The sequence below is a fragment of the Pseudomonas sp. BP8 genome (assembly GCF_017875955.1).
Taxonomy (GTDB): Bacteria; Pseudomonadota; Gammaproteobacteria; order Pseudomonadales; family Pseudomonadaceae; genus Aquipseudomonas.
Genome location: NZ_JAGINK010000001.1, coordinates 1,009,973 through 1,031,953, shown reverse-complemented (window position 1 = coordinate 1,031,953; position 21,981 = coordinate 1,009,973). Strand labels below are relative to the sequence as shown.

The window sequence follows — 21,981 nt, the reverse complement described above, 5'->3', positions numbered from 1 at the left end:
TCGAGATGAGCGAATACTCCCTTTTCACCTCCGAGTCCGTGTCTGAAGGGCATCCGGACAAGATCGCCGACCAGATTTCGGATGCGGTCCTGGACGCCATCATCACCCAGGACAAATTCGCCCGCGTTGCGTGTGAAACCCTGGTCAAGACCGGTGTCGCCATCATCGCTGGCGAAGTCAGCACGTCGGCCTGGGTCGACCTCGAAGAAATCGTCCGCAAGGTCATTATCGACATCGGCTACGACAGCTCCGACGTCGGCTTCGACGGTGCCACCTGCGCGGTGATGAACATCATCGGCAAGCAGTCGGTGGACATCGCCCAGGGCGTTGACCGCAGCAAGCCGGAAGACCAGGGCGCTGGCGACCAGGGCCTGATGTTCGGCTATGCCAGCAACGAAACCGACGTACTGATGCCGGCGCCGATCTGCTTCTCGCACCGCCTGGTCGAGCGCCAGGCCGAAGCGCGCAAGTCCGGCCTGCTGCCATGGCTGCGTCCGGATGCCAAGTCGCAGGTCACCTGCCGCTACGAAGGCGGCAAGGTGGTAGGCATCGACGCCGTCGTCCTGTCGACCCAGCACAACCCTGAAGTGTCGCAAAAAGACCTGCAGGAAGCGGTGATGGAGCTGATCGTCAAGCACACCCTGCCGGCCGAACTGCTGCACAAGGACACCCAGTTCCACATCAACCCGACTGGCCAGTTCATCATTGGCGGCCCGGTGGGTGACTGTGGCCTGACCGGTCGCAAGATCATCGTCGACTCCTACGGCGGCATGGCCCGTCACGGTGGTGGCGCGTTTTCCGGCAAGGACCCATCCAAGGTCGACCGTTCGGCGGCCTACGCGGGTCGTTACGTGGCCAAGAACATCGTTGCCGCTGGTTTGGCCGAGCGTTGCGAGATCCAGGTGTCCTACGCTATCGGTGTCGCCCAGCCGACGTCGATCTCGCTGAATACCTTCGGCACCGGCAAGATCTCCGACGCCAAGATCGTCCAGTTGGTGCGTGATTGCTTCGACCTGCGTCCGTACGCCATCACCACCATGCTCGACCTGCTCCACCCGATGTACCAGGAGACTGCAGCTTACGGCCACTTTGGCCGTACCCCGCAGCAGAAGACGGTCGGCGACGACACCTTCACCACCTTCACCTGGGAGCGCACCGACCGCGCCCAGTCGCTGCGTGATGCTGCCGGGCTGTAATTTTTCTGCAGCGGTAAACGAAAGCCTCTGCCGAGTGATCGGTGGGGGCTTTTTTTTGGTTCTTCGCGGATTGTAGGGGGGAGATGATCTGTTGGCTTGGCTTGGCTTGGCTGGCTGCCTGCATTTTTCTGAATTTTTCTTTGGCTTGAGCTCGCCGGGGCCGCTGCGCAGCCCTTTCCGACCGGTCCGGCGCCCCGGCAAGGCCGCTCCCACAGGATGGAGTGTTGCCCATTTTTTGTTCAATACATGAAAGTCACTGCACGGCGCCGTCCATGTGGGAGCGGCCTTGCCGGGGCGCCGGACCGGTCGGAAAGGGGCGCGCAGCGGCCCCGGCGAGCTCACGCCAAGCGCAATTTCAGAACACCTTGAAAGGGTTGGCCGTAAGGGCGGAAGGGGCCAGAAAAAGTCACCACATCTAACGGATAAGCCCACCCCCTCGATTCCATTGACATATCACCTGACAACTCTCACCCGCACCTTCAACTGCACCAACCTAGGCTGAGCACTCATCTCGCCAAGCAAGGACGCTGGCCATGTTGCTAAAGCTGTTCGCCTGCCTTCTGACACTCGCCTGTCTATCCACAGCTCACGCTGCCTCCTGCCCGCCCACCCCCGCCGCACAAGCCCGCCTCGAGCTCAGCCAACTCCAGCAAACCGTGGCCCAGTGGGACGACCACTACCACCGCCTCGGCGTTTCGCTGGTAACCGACGAGATCTACGACCAGAGCCGTCAACGCTTGCACCACCTGCGCACCTGCCTCGCCATCACCACCGACGACAACCCACTGGCAACCGCGCGCGGCCCCATCCCCCACCCCGTGCCGCACACCGGCGTCGCCAAGCTGCACGACGATCAAGCTGTGACCCGCTGGCTGCGCGGCAAACACAATGTCTGGATCCAGCCCAAGGTCGACGGTGTGGCGGTTTCGCTGATTTTTCGCCAAGGCCAGCTGGCGCAACTGCTCAGTCGTGGCGATGGCGTGCAGGGTCATGACTGGAGCCGGCACATCGCCGCGCTCACCGGCATCACCCGCCAATTGCCCGGGCCAGACGACCTGGTCCTGCAAGGCGAACTCTACTGGCGGCTCGACCAGCATGTGCAAGCCACGGCCGGGGGGCTGAACGCCCGCGGCAGCATCGCCGGCCTGATGGCACGCAAGCAGTTCGGCACCGAGCACGGTGCGCAGGTCGGGCTGTTCGTCTGGGACTGGCCCAATGGTCCAGCCTCCCAGGCCGAGCGTCTGACCCAGCTAGCGGCGCTGGGTTTCGCCGACAGCCAACGCTACAGCATTGCCATATCCAGCTACGCCGACGCCGCACATTGGCGCCAGCACTGGTACCGCTCGGCGCTGCCGTTCGCCACTGACGGGGTCATCCTGCGTCAGGACAGCCGGCCTCCCGCCGAGCGCTGGCAAGCCAACGCCCCGTACTGGATCGCCGCCTGGAAATACCCGTTCCGTCAGGCGTTGGCCGAAGTCCGTGACGTACGTTTCAGCATTGGCCGCACTGGGCGCATCACGCCGTTGCTGCTGGTCCAACCGCTGCTGCTGGATGATCGGCGCATCAGCCAGGTCAGCCTGGGCTCGCTGGCGCGCTGGCAGGCACTGGATATCCGCCCTGGAGACCAGGTGGCGATCAGCCTGGCGGGGCTGACAATTCCCCGTTTCGACAGCGTGGTCCAGCGCAACGCCGAGCGCTTACCGGTCAATCAACCAGCCCCTGAACAGCATCACCCGCTCAGCTGCTGGCAGGACAGCCAAGCCTGTCGCCCGCAATTCGTCGCGCGACTGAACTGGCTCAGTGGCAAACAAGGCCTGGGCATGTCACGGCTGGGCTCGGCAAGCTGGGCGGCAATGGTCGAGAGCGGCGTTGTCAGCAATCTGGACGACTGGCTGGCCCTGGACCGTAGCCAATTGCTGCGAGTGCCCGGGATTGGCGCAACGCGTGCCGATCAACTCCTGCACATGTTCGAGCAGGCCCGCCAGCAGCCCTTCGAACGCTGGCTACGCGCGCTTGGCGTGCCCGCGCCGAAAAGCCTCGCGCTGGGCCCAGACTGGCAAACCCTGGCCGCCAGAAACACCGAGCAATGGTTGGCCGAGCCTGGTGTCGGGCGTGGCCGTGCCGCGCAACTGCAGGCTTTTTTCAGCCACGATGAGCTGCAGATCCTGGCCGACCAACTGCGCCTGCATGCAATCAAGGGTTTCTAAATTTGCCGGATCAGGGCAGCATTTCCCTTTCCGCCGCCCTGCCCCGAATGGAGTCCCCGATGAAACTGCTCTCGTCCCTTGCCCTGTCCGCCTTGATTGGCCTGACTGCCCAAAGCGCACTGGCTGCCGACCAGCAGCCCGGGCTGACCGGTTGCGCAGCCAAGAAACACGCCATCAGCGAACAGATCGAACAGGCCCGCGCCCATGGCAACAGCCATCAGCAGGCCGGCCTGGAAACGGCCCTGAGCGAAGTCACTGCCAATTGCACCGATGCCAGCCTGCGCAAGGAGCGTGAGCAAAAGGTGCTCGATGCCCGCCACGAAGTGAACAAGCGCACCAAGGACCTGGACAAGGCCATGAAGCGAGGAGACGCGGAGAAGATCAACAAGCGCAAGGACAAGCTGGCAGAGTCGAAGAAGGAACTGGAAGCTGCTCTAGACGACCTTGAGCGTTGATGTCAGTCCAGATAGTCCTTTAAGCGCGTAAGATTTTTCTGAACAAGAGGCCGTATTTATCTGCATGGGTTCAATTGGCCGCGGGTTGCGAGCACTATTGCCCCAACCCCACTCAACCCTTGCCCCGAAAGGAGGCTCTCATGAAACTGTTTTCTTCACTTGCCTTGCTGAGCGTGCTCGGCCTCGCCGCAGGCACACTGCAGGCAGCGCAGATTCTCAGCCCCGGCCTGACGGGGTGTGCAGCCAAGCGCAGCGCTATCGAGAATCAGCTGGCGCAAGCCCGCGCGCAGAACAATTCGGGGCAGATCAGGGGGCTTGAAAAAGCGCTCAAGGAAAACACCGAACACTGCACCGATGAGGGCCTGAAGGCCGAACGTCAGGCCAAGATCGACAAGGCCAAGGCGGAAGTCGCAGAGCGCCAGGCGGATCTGCAGCAAGCCGAGGCCAAGGGCGATGCTGACAAGATTGCCACGCGCAAGAACAAGCTGGCCGAGTCTGAAGCAGAGCTTGAGCAGGCGCAGGCCGAGCTCGACAAGTAAGCGCCAGTGCAATCATCCAGGAGCAGGCTTGCCTGCTCTTGCCTTCAATGATTGCGAAACTCGGCATGGCAAGCTTTGCAGGCGGCTTCCACCTTATCCATCGGCACCTGCAACTGCTGCGCCTCCAGCGGCTGGTTACGGCTTACCTGTAGCAGCTCGCCGGTCACCCCTTCCAACTGTCGTGCCAGATCCGTAAAGCGCGCCTGACGCTGCCACACGTCGGCCCGGGCACTGCTGTCGCCTTGATCCTGCACCTGTGGAAAATGCTCCCATGGGGCATGTGCCAGGCCGTCGAGCTTCTCTGCCCCCTTGGCAAATCCAGCTGCATCGAAGGGCAATCGGCCGCGCAGCATGCCGCCCATGTCCTCACTGGTTTTCAGCATCTCCTTGAAGATCGCCTTGCGCTGCCCCAGCGGTGAGTTAGGATCGACCCGGTCGCAGCCCAACAGGGACAGGCTGGCCAGCAGCAGCACGGTGAAACATTTGAACATCACGGTCACATTGGCATCGGAATGGGGCCGACAGTATCCTCGCCTGCTCGACAAACACCAATACCCATACGAAAAACAGGGGTAGCCGTAAACGGCCACCCGTTCAAGGATTCAGCCATGACATTTGCTCTGCGCCACCTCGCCTGGGCCTTCCCCGCCCTGGCCCTGCTGGCCGGCTGCAACGGCGGCGAAAGCGCCAAGCCCGAACCTCACGCCATTGCCACCTATGCCCCTGCCACCTGGGACGACCTGCCCAGCGTCAGCGACGCCGACCTGCTGGCCGGTTTCCAGGCGTGGCGCAACGGTTGCGAGAAGCTCAAGCGCGATCCGGTCTGGGCCTCTACCTGCGAGGCCGCCCAGCACATTGCCGACGACCCTGCCCAAGCGCGCGGATTCCTGCAACAGAACCTGCAGGTGTACGGGCTGCGCTCGGCCGAGAACAGCGCCAACGGGTTGATCACCGGCTATTACGAGCCGGTCTATCCTGGCAGCCTCAAGCAGACGCCAACCGCCCAGGTGCCGGTGTACGGGATCCCCGAAGACATGATCGTGGTCGACCTGGCCAGCGTTTACCCCGAGCTCAAGGGCAAGCGCCTGCGCGGACGCCTCGACGGCCGCGTACTCAAGCCCTATGACACCGCCGAGACGATCTACCGTGACGGCGTCAAGGCGCCGATACTGGCTTGGCTGACCGACCCGATGGACTTGCAGTTCCTGCAGATTCAGGGGTCCGGCCGGGTGCAACTGGAAGATGGTCGTCAACTGCGCCTGGGTTACGCTGACCAGAACGGCCACCCCTACCGGCCGATTGGCCGCTGGCTGATCGAGCAGGGGCAGTTGAAGCAAGAAGAGGTCAGCATGGGCGCTATTCATGCCTGGGCCGAAGCCAACCCGCAGCGAGTACCGGAGCTGATCGCGAGCAACCCCAGCTACGTGTTCTTCAGTGCACGGCCGGACAGCAACGAAGGCCCGCGCGGCTCGTTGAACGTGCCGCTGACCGCAGGTTACAGCGTGGCGATCGACCGCAAGGTGATTCCGCTGGGCAGCCTGCTCTGGCTCTCCACCACGCGGCCGGATGGCAGCCCGGTAGTGCGCCCAGTCGGCGCGCAGGACACCGGTGGGGCGATTACCGGCGAGGTGCGTGCAGACCTGTTCTGGGGGACCGGAACAGCGGCAGGCGAGTTGGCCGGCAACATGAAGCAGCAAGGCCAGATCTGGTTGCTCTGGCCGAAGGGCGCGGCGCTGCCAGAGGTGCCGAAAGTCCCCTGAACGGTGGAGAATTTTCGCGGCTGAACCCGTTCCCACAGGGACTGCAATGAACCCTGCAGGGGCGGGTTATCCGCGCAAAGGACGAGGCTGATTCAGACCGATATGACGAAGAACGCCACGATCAGCGCCAGCCCGGCAAACCACACGATCGAGCGCAGTGCAGCCCAGTCCGCCAGGTAGCAGATGATGTAGAGCAGGCGACTGGTGATGTACATCACCCCCAGTACGTCCTGGGTCACCTGCTCGGCATTGCCGACGATATCCGCCACCAGCACTGCCGCTGCAAACGCCGGAAACGCCTCATAGCCATTCAACTGCGCAGCATGCGCGCGCCGCGGCAACCCTTCGAGCTTGTCGAGAAACGCACGTGGATCGTGGTTGGCCCCCAGGCCGAAGCGGCCGCTGCTGACCTTGGCGATCAAGGCACACAGCGGTGGCAGGAACAGCGCAATCAGAATGCACCACAGGGCAACGGTCATGGACAGGACTCCTTGTTCGAAATGATCGGGATCAGAGCTTCATCACCAGCATGCCCGCCAGGACCAGCCCGCAAGCTAAGAGCCTTGGCCCGCCAAAAGGTTCTTTGAGGTAGCGCATGCCCAGCAGCACCACGAGGATCACACTCACCTCGCGCAGCGCCGCCGCCTCGGCCACCGACCCCAGGTGCATCGCCCACAGCACCAGGGCGTAACTCAGCAACACGCACACCCCCACCGCCAGGCCAAGCCGCCATTGCGTCCGCCAGAACAGTGCAAACGGCGCCCGACGCGCCACGCTGGCCAGCAACGGGAACGGCCAGGCGCTGAGCAGGGTCAGCCAGACCAGGTAATCCCATGGTTTGCCCCACATCCGCACCGCTTGGCCGTCAAACCAGGTGTAGCAACCAATGCACAGGCCGATCAGCGCCACCACCGGCAGCATCGACCACGGCAGCCGATCACCGCCACCGCCTTGCCACAGCAGGCAGGCCATCCCGCACGGGATCAACAGGATGCCGATGATCTGCTGATGGCTCAGCGACTCGCCGGCAAAGGTCAGCGTCAGGCCCAGCACCACCAGCGGCGATAGCCCGCGCATCAGAGGATAGACCAGGCCTAGATCACCGACTCGATAGGCCTTGATCAACAGTACCCGGTAGAGCTGCTCGGCCAGCGCCGAGGCGAGCAGCCAGGGCCAGATTTCACCGGGCGGGAATTCAGTGAAGGCAACAGCGCCGATGGCGAAGATCAGGGCGACAGCGTCCATGCTGGCGATCACCAGGAGGCGCTCGCCGCTGAACTTGATCAGGGTGTTCCAGGTGGCATGCAGCAGGGCTGCGACCAGTACCAGGGTGGTTGCCAACACACGGGAATCCTTGCAGGAGGCCTGATTGGGCCTTTGGCTTGTGAAGGCTCAAATATAGCGGGTTCAGGGAGATTGTTGGGCTGCTGCGCAGCCCCCAGTTTTTGAACGATTACAACATTTCCGGTCATAGGGTGTGTCCCGAAGCCATCGCCAGGCCATCAAAGAACTGCCTGAGCGATTCGGGTATCGACTTGGAAGCCACTCTTTACAGGATTCGGGATGCTTGAACTTGTTGCCGCTTTTATCTGCCTGACCACCCTCCTTACCTACGTCAACTATCGCTTCATCGGCCTGCCGCCGGCTATCGGCGTGATGGTCACCGCACTATTGTTCTCCTTGATACTGCAGTGCCTGAGCCTGATCGGCTTCCCTGGCCTGGAAGAACGTGTCGAAGGCCTGATGAACCAGATCGACTTCAACGATCTGCTGATGCACTGGATGCTGTCGTTCCTGCTGTTCGCCGGCGCTCTGCACGTCAACCTCGGCGACCTGCGCAGCTACCGCTGGCCGATCGGCCTGCTGGCCACCTTGGGCGTGCTGATCGCCACAGTGGTAATCGGCTTTCTCGCGCACTGGATCTTCGCCCTGTTCGGCTGGCACGTCAGCCTGATCTACTGCCTGCTGTTTGGCGCACTGATCTCGCCGACCGACCCGATCGCGGTGCTCGGCGCGCTGCGTACGGCCAACGCCTCGAAACCGCTGAAGACCACCATCGTCGGTGAGTCGCTGTTCAACGACGGCACGGCGGTGGTGGTGTTCACCGTGCTGCTGGGCATCGTCCAGCTGGGCGAAACGCCGAGCGTTTCCGAGACGGCCATGCTTTTCGCCCGCGAGGCCCTCGGCGGCATCGCCTTCGGCGGCCTGATCGGCTATGCCACCTACCGCATGATCAAGAGCATCGAGCAGTACCAGGTCGAGGTCATGCTGACCCTGGCGCTGGTCATCGGTGGTTCGGCAATGTGCTACGAGCTGCACGTGTCGGCGCCGATCGCCATGGTCGTGGCCGGCCTGATCATCGGTAACCTGGGGCGCAACCTGGCGATGAACGACATGACCCGGCGCTACATGGACGGTTTCTGGGAATTGATCGACGACATGCTCAACGCATTGCTGTTCGCCCTGATCGGCCTGGAGCTGTTGCTGCTGCCGTTCAACTGGCTGCACCTGGCGGCGGGCGGGGTACTGGCGGTGGCGGTCCTGATGTCGCGACTGCTGACCGTGGCACCGGCCATCGTCTTGCTGCGACGCTGGCGCAGTGTGCCGCAGGGGACCATCCGGGTGCTGACCTGGGGAGGCTTGCGTGGCGGGGTGTCGGTGGCCCTGGCGCTGTCGCTGCCAGTGGGGGAAGAGCGCGACCTGCTGCTGTCGATCACCTACATCGTGGTGCTGGCGTCGATCCTGATCCAGGGCTTGAGCATTGGCCGCGTGGTGCGCGGGGTGACTGCCCAGCCTTGACGCGTTGGGGGCGCGATGCGCCCCCAACCCATCAGTTACTCGACGGCGCTGTCGGGAAACTGATCCGACACGTACTTGATCTCGGTCCGCCCATGGGCGGCCGGCAGGCCATCGTCGCCGAGGTTGACGAAGACCATCTTGTCGACCGTGAGGATGCTCTTGCGGGTGATCTTGTTGCGCACTTCACACTTGAGGGTGATCGAGGTGCGGCCGAACTCGGTCGCGGTGATACCCAGCTCGATGATGTCGCCCTGGCGCGAGGCACTGACGAAGTTGATCTCCGAGATGTACTTGGTCACCACGCGCTGGTTGCCCAGCTGGACAATGGCGTAGATCGCCGCCTCTTCATCGATCCAGCGCAGCAGGCTGCCACCGAACAGTGTGCCGTTGGGGTTGAGGTCTTCGGGTTTAACCCACTTGCGGGTGTGGAAGTTCATCTTTGCTCCTACCAGCTTGGCTTACGTACAGCCATGATGGCAGAGCCTGCCGCTGGTCTCCATTGATGATCGACTATCGTCTCGATTAATCGACAGAAAACCTTGGGCTCGAGCCAGCTCACGGCTATAATCGCCAACGTTTTACATGGCCACCCGCCGCGGTGCCATGCCCGCCACCCATCCGAGGGGCGCTGCAGCAGGCTCGACCTGTCAGGCTCGGTTGGGGCGTTGTCCGCCATGCGGACGCTCAACGCACAACGGCGCCCATTCGCACACTACGAATGGAGGCTCTTCATGAGCGCTGTAAACACGCCTGCTGGTTTTACCGATTTCAAAGTCGCTGACATCTCCCTGGCCGCCTGGGGCCGTCGCGAAACCATCATCGCCGAATCGGAAATGCCGGCACTGATGGGCCTGCGTCGCAAGTACCTCGAAGAGCAACCGCTCAAAGGTGCGAAGATTCTCGGCTGCATCCACATGACCATCCAGACTGCCGTGCTGATCGAAACCCTGGTTGCCCTGGGTGCCGAAGTGCGCTGGTCGTCCTGCAACATCTTCTCCACCCAGGACCAGGCCGCTGCCTCGATCGCCGCTGCCGGTATCCCGGTGTTCGCCTGGAAAGGTGAAACCGAGCAAGAGTACGAGTGGTGCCTGGAGCAGACCATCCTCAAGGATGGCCAGCCATGGGACGCCAACATGATCCTCGACGACGGCGGCGACCTGACCCAGCTGCTGCACGACAAGTACCCACAGGTTCTGGATCGCGTCCACGGCGTCACCGAAGAGACCACCACCGGCGTCCACCGTCTGCTCGACATGCTGGCCAAGGGCGAGCTGAAAGTCCCGGCGATCAACGTCAACGACTCGGTCACCAAGAGCAAGAACGACAACAAGTACGGCTGCCGTCATAGCCTCAACGACGCCATCAAGCGCGGCACCGACCACCTGCTGTCGGGCAAGCAGGCGCTGGTCATCGGTTACGGCGACGTGGGCAAGGGTTCGGCCCAGTCGCTGCGTCAGGAAGGCATGATCGTCAAGGTTTCCGAAGTTGACCCGATCTGCGCCATGCAGGCCTGCATGGACGGCTTCGAGCTGGTCTCGCCGTTCATCGACGGTATCAACAACGGCACTGAAGCAAGCATCGACAAGGCCCTGCTGGGCAAAATCGACCTGATCGTCACCACTACCGGTAACGTCAACGTCTGCGACGCCAACATGCTCAAGGCCCTGAAGAAGCGCGCCGTGGTGTGCAACATCGGTCACTTCGACAACGAGATCGACACCGCCTTCATGCGCAAGAACTGGGCATGGGAAGAGGTCAAGCCGCAGGTACACAAGATCCACCGTACCGGCGCTGGCGACTTCGATCCGCAGAACGACGACTACCTGATCCTGCTGGCCGAAGGCCGTCTGGTCAACCTGGGCAACGCCACTGGCCACCCAAGCCGGATCATGGACGGCTCGTTCGCCAACCAGGTACTGGCGCAGATCTTCCTGTTCGAGCAGAAGTACGCCGACCTGTCGCCAGCACAGAAAGCCGAGCGCCTGACTGTCGAAGTACTGCCGAAGAAGCTTGACGAAGAAGTGGCCCTGGAAATGGTCCGCGGCTTCGGCGGCGTCGTCACCCAACTGACCACCCAGCAGGCCGAGTACATCGGCGTGACTGTCGAAGGCCCGTTCAAGCCGGACGCCTACCGCTACTAAGCGGCTGGCTGCGAGCGTCCGCGTGGCGCTCGCAGTACGGATCTTGAAAGATGCCCAAGCCAGGCCGGCCCACACCGCCCTGGCTTTTACTTGCAGCGCGCAGCCCTGAGCTTGCCGCTGAGGATTGAAAGATGTCCCAAGAACGCCGTTACAGTTTCGAATTCTTCCCGACCAAGACCGAAGCCGGTCATGAAAAGCTGATGGGCGTAGCCCGCCAGCTGGCCACCTACAACCCCGATTTCTTCTCCTGCACCTACGGTGCCGGTGGCTCGACCCGCGACCGCACGCTGAACACCGTGCTGCAGCTGGAGAGCGAAGTGAAGGTCGCCGCCGCCCCGCACCTGTCGTGCGTCGGCGACACCAAGGCTGACCTGCGCGCACTGCTCGACGAGTACAAAGCCGCCGGGATCAAGCGCATCGTCGCCCTGCGTGGCGACCTGCCGTCCGGCATGGGCATGGCCTCGGGTGAACTGCGTTACGCCAGCGACCTGGTCGAGTTCATTCGCCAGGAGAGTGGCGACCACTTCCACCTGGAAGTCGCTGCCTACCCTGAGATGCATCCCCAGGCGCAGAACTTCGAGGCCGACCTGGCCAACTTCGTGCACAAGGTCAAGGCCGGTGCCGACAGCGCCATCACCCAGTACTTCTTCAACGCCGACAGCTATTTCTACTTTGTCGATCGCGTGCAGAAGATGGGCGTCGACATCCCGGTAGTGCCCGGCATCATGCCGATCACCAACTACAGCAAGCTGGCGCGCTTCTCCGATGCCTGTGGTGCCGAGCTGCCGCGCTGGATCCGCAAGCAGCTGGAAGCCTATGGCGACGACACCGCCAGCATCCAGGCCTTCGGCGAAGAAGTGATCAGCCGCATGTGCGAGCAACTGCTGCAAGGCGGCGCACCGGGCCTGCACTTCTACACCCTGAACCAGGCCGAACCGAGCCTGGCAATCTGGAACAACCTGAAGCTGCCGCGCTAGCGCATCAAGTCCTTGGGGCCCTTACGGCCTCAAGGCAGCAGTTTGCCAGGGCCAGCAAACGGCCCTGGCCTGTACAAAAAAATACATTTGCACCACCCCGCTTCACTTCTCAGCACCTGACGGACGGCGTACTCTCACGCCATGCCGCGCCTCACCCTGACCCTCTGCCTGCTGCTACTGACCTGCCTGAGCCCGCTTGCTCAAGCCGAACGTCTGCGCCTGGTCAGCGACGATTGGGCGCCCTATCTGTATCAGGAAAACGGCCAACCCAAAGGCCTCGACTACGAAGTCGCAGAAGCGGTTTTCCAGCGCCTGGGCGTTGAAGTCGACTGGCAGTTCCTGCCTTGGAAGCGCTGTCTGGCAATGGTTGAACAAGGCTTGGCCGACGGCGTTCTGGACATTTTCCAGAGCGAGGCACGCAACGTGTTCATGGTCTTCCCCGACGAGCCCTTGTCCACTGTCGAGTTCGTCCTCGTGCGCAAGCGCAGCCAGCGCCCGCCTGTCCAGCGCCTGGAAGACCTCAAAGGCCTGTCCGTCGGCATTTCACCGGGCTACAACTACGGCTCGGCATTCAACCAGTCGCCGCTCTTCAGGCGTGAGCCTGGTCCCACCCATGAGGCCAACTTCGGCAAGCTGATGCTTGACCGAATCGACCTGCTGGTGACCGACCGGCGGGTGAGCCGACACCTGCAGCAACGGCTTGGGCTGGTGGGCCAGGTCGAAGAACAGCCGCTGGTAGTCAGCCGCGACCAGCAGTTTCTGGGTTTGGTACGCAAACCTGGGCGCGACAAACTGGCGCGCGCGTTCGCCGACGAACTGCGCCATTTCAAGCAAGAACCCGCCTATGCCGCCCTCATTGCGCGCCATCAGCCACCAGCTGGGCACATTCCTGAAGCCGTTGAGCAGCAGGAAAGCAGCACGCCGCGATAGCTCTGTTATACTCGGGCCTTCCCGCCAGGCTCACGCCCGGACGCTCGGCCTCGCAACAGGCATCTCGATCGGTGGCAATGCACTCCATAAGTGCCTACCCGCCGCCTCCCGGATGCGCAGTGAACGCCAAGCTGGACCGGACGCGATCGCATCCCTCAGATGCCCGTCGCGCCAGGCAGATCACCCCATAGGGCCTAGCCCCCACGAGAACAGGATTGCCCATGTCCTTTGCTTCCCTCGGTCTCTCCGAGGCACTTGTCCGCGCTATCGAGGCAGCGGGCTATACCCAGCCCACCCCGGTGCAACAGCGGGCCATTCCCGCCGTGTTGCAAGGTCGCGACCTGATGGTCGCCGCACAGACAGGTACAGGTAAAACCGGCGGCTTCGCCCTGCCAATCCTCGAGCGCCTGTTCCCGGGTGGCCACCCGGATAAATCCCAGCGTCACGGCCCGCGTCAACCCCGCGTACTGGTCCTGACGCCAACCCGCGAACTGGCCGCACAGGTGCACGACAGCTTCAAGGTCTACGCCCGTGACCTGAGCCTGGTCAGCACCTGCATCTTCGGTGGCGTTGGCATGAACCCGCAGGTCCAGGCCATGGCCAAGGGCGTCGACGTCCTCGTGGCGTGCCCGGGTCGCCTGCTCGACCTGGCCGGCCAAGGCAAGGTCGACCTCTCGCATGTCGAGATCCTGGTACTCGATGAAGCCGACCGCATGCTCGACATGGGCTTCATCCATGACGTCAAGAAGGTCCTTGCGCGGCTGCCGTCCAAGCGCCAGAACCTGCTGTTCTCGGCGACCTTCTCCAAAGACATCACCGACCTCGCCGACAAGCTCCTGCACAACCCCGAGCGCATCGAGGTCACGCCGCCGAACACCACCGTCGAGCGTATCGAGCAGCGCGTCTATCGCCTGCCGGCCAGCCACAAGCGTGCTCTGCTGGCGCACCTGATCACCCTCGGTGCCTGGGAACAGGTACTGGTGTTCACCCGTACCAAGCACGGCGCCAACCGCCTTGCCGAGTACCTCGAGAAGCACGGCCTGCCGGCTGCCGCGATCCACGGCAACAAGAGCCAGAACGCGCGCACCAAGGCCCTGGCCGACTTCAAGGCCAACACCGTACGCATCCTGGTTGCCACCGACATTGCTGCGCGTGGCCTGGACATCGACCAGCTGCCGCACGTGGTCAACTTCGAGCTGCCGAACGTTGAGGAAGACTACGTTCACCGCATCGGTCGTACCGGCCGTGCCGGTCGCTCGGGCGAGGCCATCTCGCTGGTTGCCCCAGATGAAGAGAAGCTGCTCAAGAGCATCGAGCGCGTCACTCGCCAGAAGATTCAGGATGGCGACCTGATGGGCTTTGATGCCAGCCAGGTTGAAGCCGAGAAGCCGGAAGTGCGTGAGCGTCCGCAAGGCACTGGCCGCGGTGGCCGTAACCAGCCGCGTGGCGACGCCAGCAAAGACAGCAACGGCGGTCGCAAGGATAAGGGAAAGGACAAAGGCAAGGCCAAGCAACCCGCCGCTGACAAGCCTGCCGAGAAAAAGGCTGGCGACAAGCCGCAACAGCAGCCGCGCAAGCCACGTGACAACAAGCCACGTCAGCAGCAGGCCGCTCAGGGCGAGAAGCGTGAAGCCTCCGGCAACCGTGACCCGGAAGTGTTCCTTGACGATGAGGTCGACAACTTCGGTAACCGCGCCGACTACGTCAGCCCTTACCAGAACGCCAAGAACCAGGGCCGCAATCGTCGTCCTGGCGCTACTGCCGGCCAGGGTCAGCCGCAGGGCAGCGCACCGCGCGCTGCTGGCGGCGGTGCCCCGAACCAGGGCCGCAGCAACAACGGCCAGCCGCGCCAGGGTTCGGGCGCAGGCTCGGGCGAGAAGCGTCCGCGCAGCAACAACGGTGGGGGTCGTCGTGACGGCAACCCGGGCCGTAACCGCTCGGCCGGCCGTGATGACAGCGCCCGCCAGGAACCGGCAGTGCGCAACCCGCGCGAATCGCAAAGCCAGCCGGTGATCATCCGCAAGGAATCCAAGCTCGACCGTTACCCAACGCCAGAGCAATTGGACGATCTGCCGAGCCGCCCACGTGGCGAACGCCCGGCACTGCTGACCCGTAATCGCTGATTACGCGTTTGCAGACATGAAAAAGCCGCCCGAATGGGCGGCTTTTTCATTGGGGCTTGAATCGGTGGTGCGTTTTTCGCGGGGCAAGCCCGCTCCTACAGGTTCTGAGTGATCACAAAACAGGTGATCGACCTGGCCCCTGTAGGAGCGAGCTTGCCCCGCGAAGAGGCCAACCACTCAACCCATCACTTCTGCTTGACGCCTTCCAGGCTGATGTCCAGGTCCAGGGTCTGCGAAGTCGGGCCTGGGCCCTTGATGCCGAAGTCGCTCAGGTTCAGCGTAGTCTTGGCGTTGAAGCCAGCACGCTCGCCGCCCCATGGATCCTTGCCTTCGCCGTTGAAGGTAGCCTTGAAGGTGACCGGCTTGGTCACGCCATGCAGGGTCAGGTCACCGGTCACATCGGCAGTCTTGTCACCGGTCGATTTGACTGCGGTGGAGACGAACTTGGCGTCTGGGTACTTCTTCACGTCAAGGAAGTCAGCGCTGGCGATGTGCTTGTCACGCTCGGCGTGGTTGGACCACAGGCTCGCGGTTTTCAGGTCAACGTTGATCTTGCTGGCCTCAGGCTTGGCGCTGTCCCAGCTGAACGCGCCGTCGAAGTCCTTGAAGGTGCCGTGAATGAAGCTGTAGCCCAGGTGGCTGATCTTCCAGTCAACGAACGCGTGCTGGCCTTCCTTGTCGATCTTGTAATCGGCAGCCATGGCCTGGCCAGCGGAGAACAGTGCGGTACCGAGCGCCAGAGCGGCAAAAGTCTTTTTCAACATCCTTTCTATTCCTTGCAATTGAGGTTGAGAGTCAAGCTTTGCGGCCCAGCATGCGAGTCAGGGTCGCGTCACGGTCGATGAAATGGTGTTTCAGGGCAGCCAGGCCATGCAGGACGGCGAAGATCACCAACCCCCAGGCCAGGTAGAAATGAACCACGCCGGCGGTATCGGCCTGGTCAGGCAGATTGCTCAGCAGGGCCGGTACTTCGAACAGGCCGAAGACCGGGATCCCGACACCATCGGCGGTAGAAATCAGGTAGCCCGCGATCATCACCGCAAACAGCCCCAGGTACAGGGCCAGATGGCCCAGCTTGGCAGCCATGCGGGTCAGTGGCCCGTGGTTGGCCGGCGCTGGCGGCGGTGGGCTGAGGAAACGCCAGACAACCCGCAGCAGCATTACCGCCAACAGCACCAGACCGATGCTCTTGTGCAGGTCTGGGCCCGATTTGCGCCAGGGGTTGTAGTAGTCGAGCCCGACCATCCACAGGCCCAGGGCGAACAGCCCGAAGACTGCCAAGGCCACACCCCAGTGCATGACGATGCTGACCAGGCCATAGCGAGAAGGTGAGTTGCGAACTTGCATGTTGGCGTAATTCCCCGTGGAAGCTGTGCACAGATTAACGCGAAACGTATCGAATAAAAGCAGAAAAAACCGCTTCTTATTATCGGATTTACCGATGGTTATTCTGTGCATTCGCTATTAAGGAAACATTAACCATAGCGGAAATTCTGCGGAGGGGGCGGTGCTCTCGAGATTGCTGGGGCTGCTGCGCAGCCCTATCGCGACACAAGGCCGCTCCCACACGTTCTGTGCATGCCTCGAAGGCGGCGTTGTCCTTGTGGGAGCGGCCTTGTGTCGCGAAAGGGCCGCGAAGCGGCCCCGGCAATCTCAAGGTATCAGCTGGCCTTGGCCTGAGTATTGGCCACCGGCTTTTTCACTGGCGCAGGCTTGGCCGCGGCTTTCTTGGCCGCCTCAGACTTCGCTACCGGCTTGGCGGCGGGCTTGTGCGCCGGCGCATGCTTGGCAGGCGCAGCCTTGCTCGCCGCCGGCTTGACTGCAGCTTCCTTGGCCGCAGGCGCAGGTGTCACCGGCGCCGCTACCGGAGCCGGCGCGGCAACCGGGGCGACCTCTTCGGCCTTGGCAATCGGTGCAGCCTTCACTTCAGGCTTGTCGCCACCACCAAACAGGCGGGAGAAGAAGCCCGGCTTTTTAACCTGATCAGTCTCCTTTGCGGTCACCGGCTCGGCCTTGGCGGATGCCTGGTCTTGCTTGTCGGTCTTGCTGGAGCCGCCGAACAGGTTGGAGAAGAATCCTCCTTTGTCTTTCGCAGCCACCGCACCTGCAGCCGCTGCCGCTGCGATCGGCGCAGCCTTGGCCGGGTCGAACGACTTGCCGGCGGCCAGGTCCTGCACCTGCCCCGCCGCGCGCTGACCACTGCGCAAGGCACCTTCGAGAGTGCCCGGATAAAGCGCATCGGTGTGCTCACCGGCAAAGGCGATGCGCTGCACCGGACGCTCCCACAGGCGCCAGTACTTGCTGATCTGCCCTGGGCCGTAGGCCAGATAAGCCCCCCCAGTGCCTGCATCGGTGCTGTAGCGCTTCACTTCATAGCCGGTAAAGGCCCCACGGGCTTGTGGATAAAACGCGTGCAGGCGAATCAGTACCTGATCGACCATCTGCTTGTCGCCAAACGCCTGCAGCAGGCGCGCGTTGTCGCCCGACAGGTTGATCACCACGTTGGCACCGCCCTTGAGGGCTGGCTCGATCCACAACATGCCCAGACCAGTGTTGCTGAAGATCTCACCGGACATGCGCGCCCGGCTTTCCCAGACCGGCTGCTTGAACTTGAGCATCAGCTGGTCACGCCAGCCGTAGTTGGTACCTTTCAGGGCAGCCAAGTGCTGGCTGTCCAGGCCTGGGGTCATCTGAATCTTGCCCAGGGCGCGCAACGGCACGGCCATTACCAGGTAGTCGGCCTGGTAACCGACACTGCCGACTTTCACCGTGACACCGTCCTTGCTCTGGACAATGGCGGTTACCGGCGAGCTGGTCTTGATGGTTTTCAGCTGTTTGACGAACGCCTGCGCCAGCACCGGGCTACCGCCAGGCAAACGCGCTGCGCGCAGGTCACGGTCACTGACGCCACGATAGACCCGGGTCTGCTGGGCAAAGTACAGCAGCGACAAGCGCGACGGCTCGTCATAGCGGGTGCGAATCTGCTGATTGATCAACTGACGAGCGGTTGATGGCAATTGCAGCTTGTCGAGCCAGCTGGAGACGTTGATCTGATCGAGGGCGAACAAGGTGCTGTTCGCCTGCGGGGTCAGCGGGTCATCGATAGAGCGGGCCAGATCATCCAGGGTCTTCTCGTAGCGCTTGAGCGCCTCGGCGGTCGCTGGCTGCTTGGTGGTCAGCTCGGCAGCGCTGAAATACTCACCGTCGATCAGATACCCGGGAGTACGCACAAACTCCGGCGCCGGCAGTGTTTCAAGTTTGAAACGGTCGATGTATTGGTTGAGCACCGGCTGCGCCTTGCCGTTGCCGATCCATTCACTGGTGGCCAGGCCAGAGCGCCCGCCCATGCCGGACTTGGCCTCCAGCAAGGTCACCTGCCAACCCTTGCTCTGCAGCTCGTAGGCTGCGGTCAGGCCCGCCAGGCCGCCGCCGACGACGATTGCCGTCGGGGGCGTGTCTTTCGCCAGCGCGGCACCGCTGGTGACACCGATCAATACCAACGCGCACAGGCGCACCCAAGCAGCAGCCATGTCGGCGAACTCCGGTTGAAATAGGTCAATGAAGGTGGGGAAGAACGCCCCGGATATGATGCGTTAAGAATACGTCACCCTTGGGCACCCTGCCAGCACAGCGACAACAAGTCGTTTATCCGGCTGGTATTTCTATCCAGCCGTTCTATCCAGCCATAGCCCAGCGATGTCGAACACGGTTGTGATGCCCGGCACCTTTGCTTAGGCTTATGCGGTCAAACCAAGCCGTGCCGCCAGGAGAAGTGCCGATGGGCCTCAATGATCAGTGGATGCAACGCGACCTGAAGGTCCTGTGGCACCCCTGCACCCAGATGAAAGACCACGAGCAGCTGCCGCTGATCCCGATCAAGCGCGGCGAGGGCGTCTGGCTGGAGGACTTCGAGGGCAAACGCTACCTGGACGCCGTCAGTTCGTGGTGGGTCAACGTGTTCGGTCACGCTAACCCGCGTATCAACCAACGCATCAAGGATCAGGTCGACCAGCTCGAACACGTCATCCTCGCAGGCTTCAGCCACCAGCCGGTGATCGAGCTGTCCGAGCGCCTGGTGGCGATGACCCCGGCCGGGCTCGACCGGGTGTTCTATGCCGACAACGGTTCGTCGTGCATCGAAGTGGCGTTGAAGATGAGCTTCCATTACTGGCTGAACAAGGGTCAGCCAGACAAGAAGCGCTTCGTCACCCTGACCAACAGCTACCACGGCGAAACCATCGCGGCGATGTCGGTGGGCGATGTGCCGTTGTTCACCGAGACTTACAAGGCGCTGCTGCTCGACACCCTCAAGGTGCCCAGCCCGGACTGCTACCTGCGCCCCGAAGGGGTGAGCTGGGAGGCGCATTCGCGGACGATGTTCGCGGCGATGGAGCAAACCCTCGCCGAGCATCACGCCAGCGTCGCCGCAGTGATCGTCGAGCCGTTGATCCAGGGTGCCGGCGGCATGCGCATGTACCATCCGATCTACCTCAAGCTGCTGCGCGAGGCCTGCGACCGTTATGGCGTGCACCTGATCCACGATGAGATTGCCGTAGGCTTCGGCCGCACCGGGACGATGTTCGCCTGCGAGCAGGCGGGCATTCGCCCAGACTTCCTGTGCCTGTCCAAGGCGCTGACCGGTGGTTACCTGCCGCTGGCCGCCTGCCTGACCACCGATGACGTGTACCAGGCCTTCTACGACGATTACCCGACCCTGCGCGCGTTCCTCCACTCGCACAGCTACACCGGCAACCCGCTGGCCTGCGCCGCCGCGCTGGCGACCCTGGATATCTTCGAGCAAGACAACGTGATCGAAGCCAACAAGGCCCTGTCGGCACGCATGGCCAGCGCTACCGCGCACCTCGCCGACCATCCGCACGTGGCCGAGATCCGCCAGACCGGCATGGCCCTGGCCATCGAGATGGTCCAGGACAAGGCCACCAAGGCGGCCTACCCGTGGCAGGAGCGGCGTGGCCTGAAGGTGTTCGAGCATGCCCTGACCCGCGGTGCCCTGCTGCGCCCGCTGGGCAGCGTGGTGTACTTCCTGCCGCCGTACGTGATCACCCCGGAGCAGATCGACTTCTTGGCCGAGGTAGCCAGCGAGGGCATCGATATCGCAACACGCAGCAGCATCAGCGTGGCCGTGCCGGCAAATTTCCACCCCGATTTTCGCGATCCGGGCTAGCCCCAGCATCGCCACATACCCTGTAGGAGCGGGCTTGCCCCGCGAAGCAGGCGACGCCGTGCATGGCACCCGCTTCGCGGGTGTTCGCGGGGCAAGCCCGCTCCTGCAGGGAAATCAGTGCCCCCATCCTTGAGCAGAACCATGAGACTGTCCCGCTTCTTCATCGACGCCCCCCTGTCCCTCGGCGAGCATGACCTGCCGGAAGCCCAGGCCCACTACATCGGCCGCGTCCTGCGCATGAGCGCCGGCGACGCCGTGCAACTGTTCGACGGCAGCGGCGAGGAATACCTCGGCCAACTGCTCGAAGTCGGCAAGAAAAACGTTCGTGTCAGCCTCGACCAGGCTCTCCCCGGCCAACTCGAGTCGCCTCTGCACATTCACCTGGGCCAGGGCCTGTCGCGTGGCGAGCGGATGGACTGGGCGATCCAGAAAGCCACCGAGCTGGGCGCCAACGCGATTACCCCGATCGTCAGCGAACGTTGCGAAGTGCGCCTGAAGGATGAACGCGCCGACAAGCGCCTGGCCCACTGGCGCCAGGTGGCAATGAGTGCCTGCGAGCAGTGCGGCCGCTCGACCCTGCCGGTGATCCACCCACCGCTGACCCTGGCCGAATGGCTCAAGGCAACCGAGGCAGACCTCAAGCTGGTCCTGCATCCGGTCGCGGAGCCGCTGACCAGCCATCAACGCCCGGCGCGCCTGGCCTTCCTGATCGGCCCTGAAGGCGGCCTGAGCGACGCCGAGGTCGACCAGGCCAAGACTGCCGGTTTCCACGCCGCGCGCCTCGGTCCGCGGGTGCTGCGTACCGAGACCGCGCCGGTGGTGGCATTGTCTGTGGCCCAGCAGTTGTGGGGCGATTTTTAAGGTTATTCACGGGTTGCTAGGGGGCTGATCTATTGGCTTGGCTGGCTGGCTGGCTGGCTTAGGGATTGTGGGCTTATCCATTTGATGTAGTGGCTGTAATGGCCCCTTCCGCCCTTACGGCGGGTCACTTTTTTTCTTGGAAAAAAGTAACCAAAAACCGCCTGCTCCTGCATCCGGCCTCCTGACGTCGCGAAGTTACGGGTGGCGTCTGGGCTGGCGGTGTTTTTGATAGTGGCATGGGTGGTGGGTATTCGGGCCTCTTCGCGGGACAAGCCCGCTCCTACAGGGTTGGCGCAGATTTTGAATTCGGCGCAATCCCTGTAGGAGCGGCGGTGCGGCGATCCGACTTGCCCCGCGAAGAGGCCGGTACTGCCAATGCAAATCGCAGGGCGCAGCCCTGCCAGCCACACCATAGATCCGCTGGTAAATAAACAAAGAGCGCAGCGGAGGGCCGGATGCAGGAGCAAGCGGTTTTTGGTTACTTTTTTCCAAGAAAAGTGACCCGCCGTAAGGGCCATCCCTTTCAAGGTGTTCCGAAATTGCGCTTGGCTTGAGATCGCCGGGGCCGCTACGCAGCCCTTTCGCGACACAAGGCCGCTCCCACAGGGATAGCGCATGTCTCAAGAACGGTGCGGTTCGCCCTTGTGGGAGCGGCCTTGTGTCGCGAAAGGGGTGCGCAGCGCCCCCGGCTCACTCAAGCCAGACCAAATTTCAAAGACCTTGAAAGGGATGGCCGTAAGGGCGGAAGGGGCCAATGGCACCACCACACCAAATGGATAAGCCCACAACCCACAAGCCCCAGCAGCAG

General features: G+C 62.8%; 19 protein-coding genes and 1 riboswitch. Of the genes, 12 read left to right on the top strand and 7 right to left on the bottom strand.

Annotated features, from left to right (window positions below; genetic code table 11):
* Positions 1–5 precede the first annotated feature (5 nt).
* The 4 genes from metK to J3B00_RS04520 all read left to right on the top strand — a co-directional run bounded on the left by metK (position 6) and on the right by J3B00_RS04520 (position 4,397).
* On the top strand, positions 6–1,196 hold the full coding sequence (gene metK, locus J3B00_RS04535) for a methionine adenosyltransferase (RefSeq protein WP_209864564.1): 1,191 nt from the start codon (positions 6–8) through the stop codon (positions 1,194–1,196).
* 533 nt (positions 1,197–1,729) lie between these two features.
* Positions 1,730–3,403 carry an NAD-dependent DNA ligase LigB gene (gene ligB / locus J3B00_RS04530; protein WP_209864562.1) on the top strand — a complete coding sequence of 558 codons (1,674 nt, stop codon included), beginning with the start codon at positions 1,730–1,732 and terminating at the stop codon, positions 3,401–3,403.
* Positions 3,404–3,462: 59 nt separating this feature from the next.
* Complete coding sequence (locus tag J3B00_RS04525) at positions 3,463–3,858, top strand: DUF1090 domain-containing protein (protein WP_209864559.1); 396 nt, start codon at positions 3,463–3,465, stop codon at positions 3,856–3,858.
* A 140-nt stretch (positions 3,859–3,998) separates the two neighbouring features.
* Positions 3,999–4,397, top strand: a complete 399-nt coding sequence (locus J3B00_RS04520; protein WP_209864556.1) for a DUF1090 domain-containing protein — start codon at positions 3,999–4,001, stop codon at positions 4,395–4,397.
* Positions 4,398–4,441: 44 nt separating this feature from the next.
* On the opposite strand, the gene J3B00_RS04515 is transcribed toward J3B00_RS04520, so the two are convergent.
* A complete protein-coding gene (locus tag J3B00_RS04515; RefSeq protein WP_209874594.1) occupies positions 4,442–4,888 on the bottom strand; it encodes a cytochrome c in 447 nt (148 codons plus the stop codon).
* A gap of 117 nt (positions 4,889–5,005) precedes the next feature.
* Between J3B00_RS04515 and J3B00_RS04510 the strand changes: the two genes are divergently transcribed.
* Complete coding sequence (locus J3B00_RS04510; RefSeq protein ID WP_209864553.1) at positions 5,006–6,157, top strand: murein transglycosylase A; 1,152 nt, start codon at positions 5,006–5,008, stop codon at positions 6,155–6,157.
* Positions 6,158–6,249: 92 nt separating this feature from the next.
* On the opposite strand, the gene J3B00_RS04505 is transcribed toward J3B00_RS04510, so the two are convergent.
* Both J3B00_RS04505 and J3B00_RS04500 read right to left on the bottom strand, forming a co-directional pair.
* Complete coding sequence (locus J3B00_RS04505) at positions 6,250–6,636, bottom strand: MAPEG family protein (protein ID WP_209864550.1); 387 nt, start codon at positions 6,634–6,636, stop codon at positions 6,250–6,252.
* Between the two features lie 31 nt (positions 6,637–6,667).
* Positions 6,668–7,501: a DMT family transporter gene (locus J3B00_RS04500; RefSeq protein WP_209864547.1), complete on the bottom strand. Its 834-nt coding sequence runs from the start codon at positions 7,499–7,501 to the stop codon at positions 6,668–6,670.
* 219 nt (positions 7,502–7,720) lie between these two features.
* Here J3B00_RS04500 and J3B00_RS04495 point away from each other — a divergent pair, with 219 nt between their 5' ends.
* Positions 7,721–8,956, top strand: a complete 1,236-nt coding sequence (locus tag J3B00_RS04495; RefSeq protein WP_209864544.1) for a sodium:proton antiporter — start codon at positions 7,721–7,723, stop codon at positions 8,954–8,956.
* 35 nt (positions 8,957–8,991) lie between these two features.
* On the opposite strand, the gene J3B00_RS04490 is transcribed toward J3B00_RS04495, so the two are convergent.
* Positions 8,992–9,393, bottom strand: coding sequence for a hotdog domain-containing protein (locus J3B00_RS04490; RefSeq protein ID WP_209864541.1), 402 nt, complete (start codon positions 9,391–9,393; stop codon positions 8,992–8,994).
* 177 nt (positions 9,394–9,570) lie between these two features.
* Positions 9,571–9,666, top strand: a riboswitch (S-adenosyl-L-homocysteine riboswitch).
* A gap of 21 nt (positions 9,667–9,687) precedes the next feature.
* On the opposite strand from J3B00_RS04490, the gene ahcY reads away from it, so the two are divergent.
* The 4 genes from ahcY (at position 9,688) to J3B00_RS04470 (ending at position 15,127) form a co-directional block, all read left to right on the top strand.
* A complete protein-coding gene (ahcY, locus tag J3B00_RS04485) occupies positions 9,688–11,097 on the top strand; it encodes an adenosylhomocysteinase (RefSeq protein WP_209864538.1) in 1,410 nt (469 codons plus the stop codon).
* A gap of 131 nt (positions 11,098–11,228) precedes the next feature.
* Complete coding sequence (metF, locus tag J3B00_RS04480) at positions 11,229–12,074, top strand: methylenetetrahydrofolate reductase [NAD(P)H] (protein ID WP_209864535.1); 846 nt, start codon at positions 11,229–11,231, stop codon at positions 12,072–12,074.
* Between the two features lie 141 nt (positions 12,075–12,215).
* Positions 12,216–13,004: a transporter substrate-binding domain-containing protein gene (locus J3B00_RS04475; RefSeq protein WP_209864532.1), complete on the top strand. Its 789-nt coding sequence runs from the start codon at positions 12,216–12,218 to the stop codon at positions 13,002–13,004.
* 221 nt (positions 13,005–13,225) lie between these two features.
* The gene (locus J3B00_RS04470) at positions 13,226–15,127 is read left to right on the top strand and encodes a DEAD/DEAH box helicase (RefSeq protein WP_209864529.1); all 1,902 of its coding nucleotides are present in this window, start codon (positions 13,226–13,228) and stop codon (positions 15,125–15,127) included.
* 185 nt (positions 15,128–15,312) lie between these two features.
* Here J3B00_RS04470 and J3B00_RS04465 read toward each other — a convergent pair whose 3' ends face one another.
* From J3B00_RS04465 to J3B00_RS04455, 3 genes are all read right to left on the bottom strand, one after another.
* Positions 15,313–15,891, bottom strand: coding sequence for a YceI family protein (locus J3B00_RS04465; protein WP_209864526.1), 579 nt, complete (start codon positions 15,889–15,891; stop codon positions 15,313–15,315).
* 31 nt (positions 15,892–15,922) lie between these two features.
* Complete coding sequence (locus J3B00_RS04460; RefSeq protein ID WP_209864523.1) at positions 15,923–16,474, bottom strand: cytochrome b; 552 nt, start codon at positions 16,472–16,474, stop codon at positions 15,923–15,925.
* Positions 16,475–16,788: 314 nt separating this feature from the next.
* Complete coding sequence (locus J3B00_RS04455; RefSeq protein ID WP_209864520.1) at positions 16,789–18,657, bottom strand: flavin monoamine oxidase family protein; 1,869 nt, start codon at positions 18,655–18,657, stop codon at positions 16,789–16,791.
* Positions 18,658–18,905: 248 nt separating this feature from the next.
* Between J3B00_RS04455 and J3B00_RS04450 the strand changes: the two genes are divergently transcribed.
* Both J3B00_RS04450 and J3B00_RS04445 read left to right on the top strand, forming a co-directional pair.
* Positions 18,906–20,312: an adenosylmethionine--8-amino-7-oxononanoate transaminase gene (locus J3B00_RS04450; protein ID WP_209864516.1), complete on the top strand. Its 1,407-nt coding sequence runs from the start codon at positions 18,906–18,908 to the stop codon at positions 20,310–20,312.
* 141 nt (positions 20,313–20,453) lie between these two features.
* On the top strand, positions 20,454–21,173 hold the full coding sequence (locus J3B00_RS04445) for a 16S rRNA (uracil(1498)-N(3))-methyltransferase (protein ID WP_209864513.1): 720 nt from the start codon (positions 20,454–20,456) through the stop codon (positions 21,171–21,173).
* The last annotated feature ends 808 nt before the right edge of the window (positions 21,174–21,981 follow it).

Bases quoted from the DNA above. Each gene is read 5' to 3' on its own strand.
- J3B00_RS04470 (WP_209864529.1), top strand. From the start codon at position 13,226: ATGTCCTTTGCTTCCCTCGGTCTCTCCGAGGCACTTGTCCGCGCTATC.
- J3B00_RS04465 (WP_209864526.1), bottom strand. From the start codon at position 15,891: ATGTTGAAAAAGACTTTTGCCGCTCTGGCGCTCGGTACCGCACTGTTC.
- J3B00_RS04450 (WP_209864516.1), top strand. From the start codon at position 18,906: ATGGGCCTCAATGATCAGTGGATGCAACGCGACCTGAAGGTCCTGTGG.
- metK (WP_209864564.1), top strand. From the start codon at position 6: ATGAGCGAATACTCCCTTTTCACCTCCGAGTCCGTGTCTGAAGGGCAT.
- metF (WP_209864535.1), top strand. From the start codon at position 11,229: ATGTCCCAAGAACGCCGTTACAGTTTCGAATTCTTCCCGACCAAGACC.
- J3B00_RS04460 (WP_209864523.1), bottom strand. From the start codon at position 16,474: ATGCAAGTTCGCAACTCACCTTCTCGCTATGGCCTGGTCAGCATCGTC.
- ligB (WP_209864562.1), top strand. From the start codon at position 1,730: ATGTTGCTAAAGCTGTTCGCCTGCCTTCTGACACTCGCCTGTCTATCC.
- J3B00_RS04490 (WP_209864541.1), bottom strand. From the start codon at position 9,393: ATGAACTTCCACACCCGCAAGTGGGTTAAACCCGAAGACCTCAACCCC.
- J3B00_RS04475 (WP_209864532.1), top strand. From the start codon at position 12,216: ATGCCGCGCCTCACCCTGACCCTCTGCCTGCTGCTACTGACCTGCCTG.
- J3B00_RS04505 (WP_209864550.1), bottom strand. From the start codon at position 6,636: ATGACCGTTGCCCTGTGGTGCATTCTGATTGCGCTGTTCCTGCCACCG.
- J3B00_RS04455 (WP_209864520.1), bottom strand. From the start codon at position 18,657: ATGGCTGCTGCTTGGGTGCGCCTGTGCGCGTTGGTATTGATCGGTGTC.
- J3B00_RS04510 (WP_209864553.1), top strand. From the start codon at position 5,006: ATGACATTTGCTCTGCGCCACCTCGCCTGGGCCTTCCCCGCCCTGGCC.
- J3B00_RS04445 (WP_209864513.1), top strand. From the start codon at position 20,454: ATGAGACTGTCCCGCTTCTTCATCGACGCCCCCCTGTCCCTCGGCGAG.
- ahcY (WP_209864538.1), top strand. From the start codon at position 9,688: ATGAGCGCTGTAAACACGCCTGCTGGTTTTACCGATTTCAAAGTCGCT.
- J3B00_RS04520 (WP_209864556.1), top strand. From the start codon at position 3,999: ATGAAACTGTTTTCTTCACTTGCCTTGCTGAGCGTGCTCGGCCTCGCC.
- J3B00_RS04515 (WP_209874594.1), bottom strand. From the start codon at position 4,888: ATGTTCAAATGTTTCACCGTGCTGCTGCTGGCCAGCCTGTCCCTGTTG.
- J3B00_RS04495 (WP_209864544.1), top strand. From the start codon at position 7,721: ATGCTTGAACTTGTTGCCGCTTTTATCTGCCTGACCACCCTCCTTACC.
- J3B00_RS04525 (WP_209864559.1), top strand. From the start codon at position 3,463: ATGAAACTGCTCTCGTCCCTTGCCCTGTCCGCCTTGATTGGCCTGACT.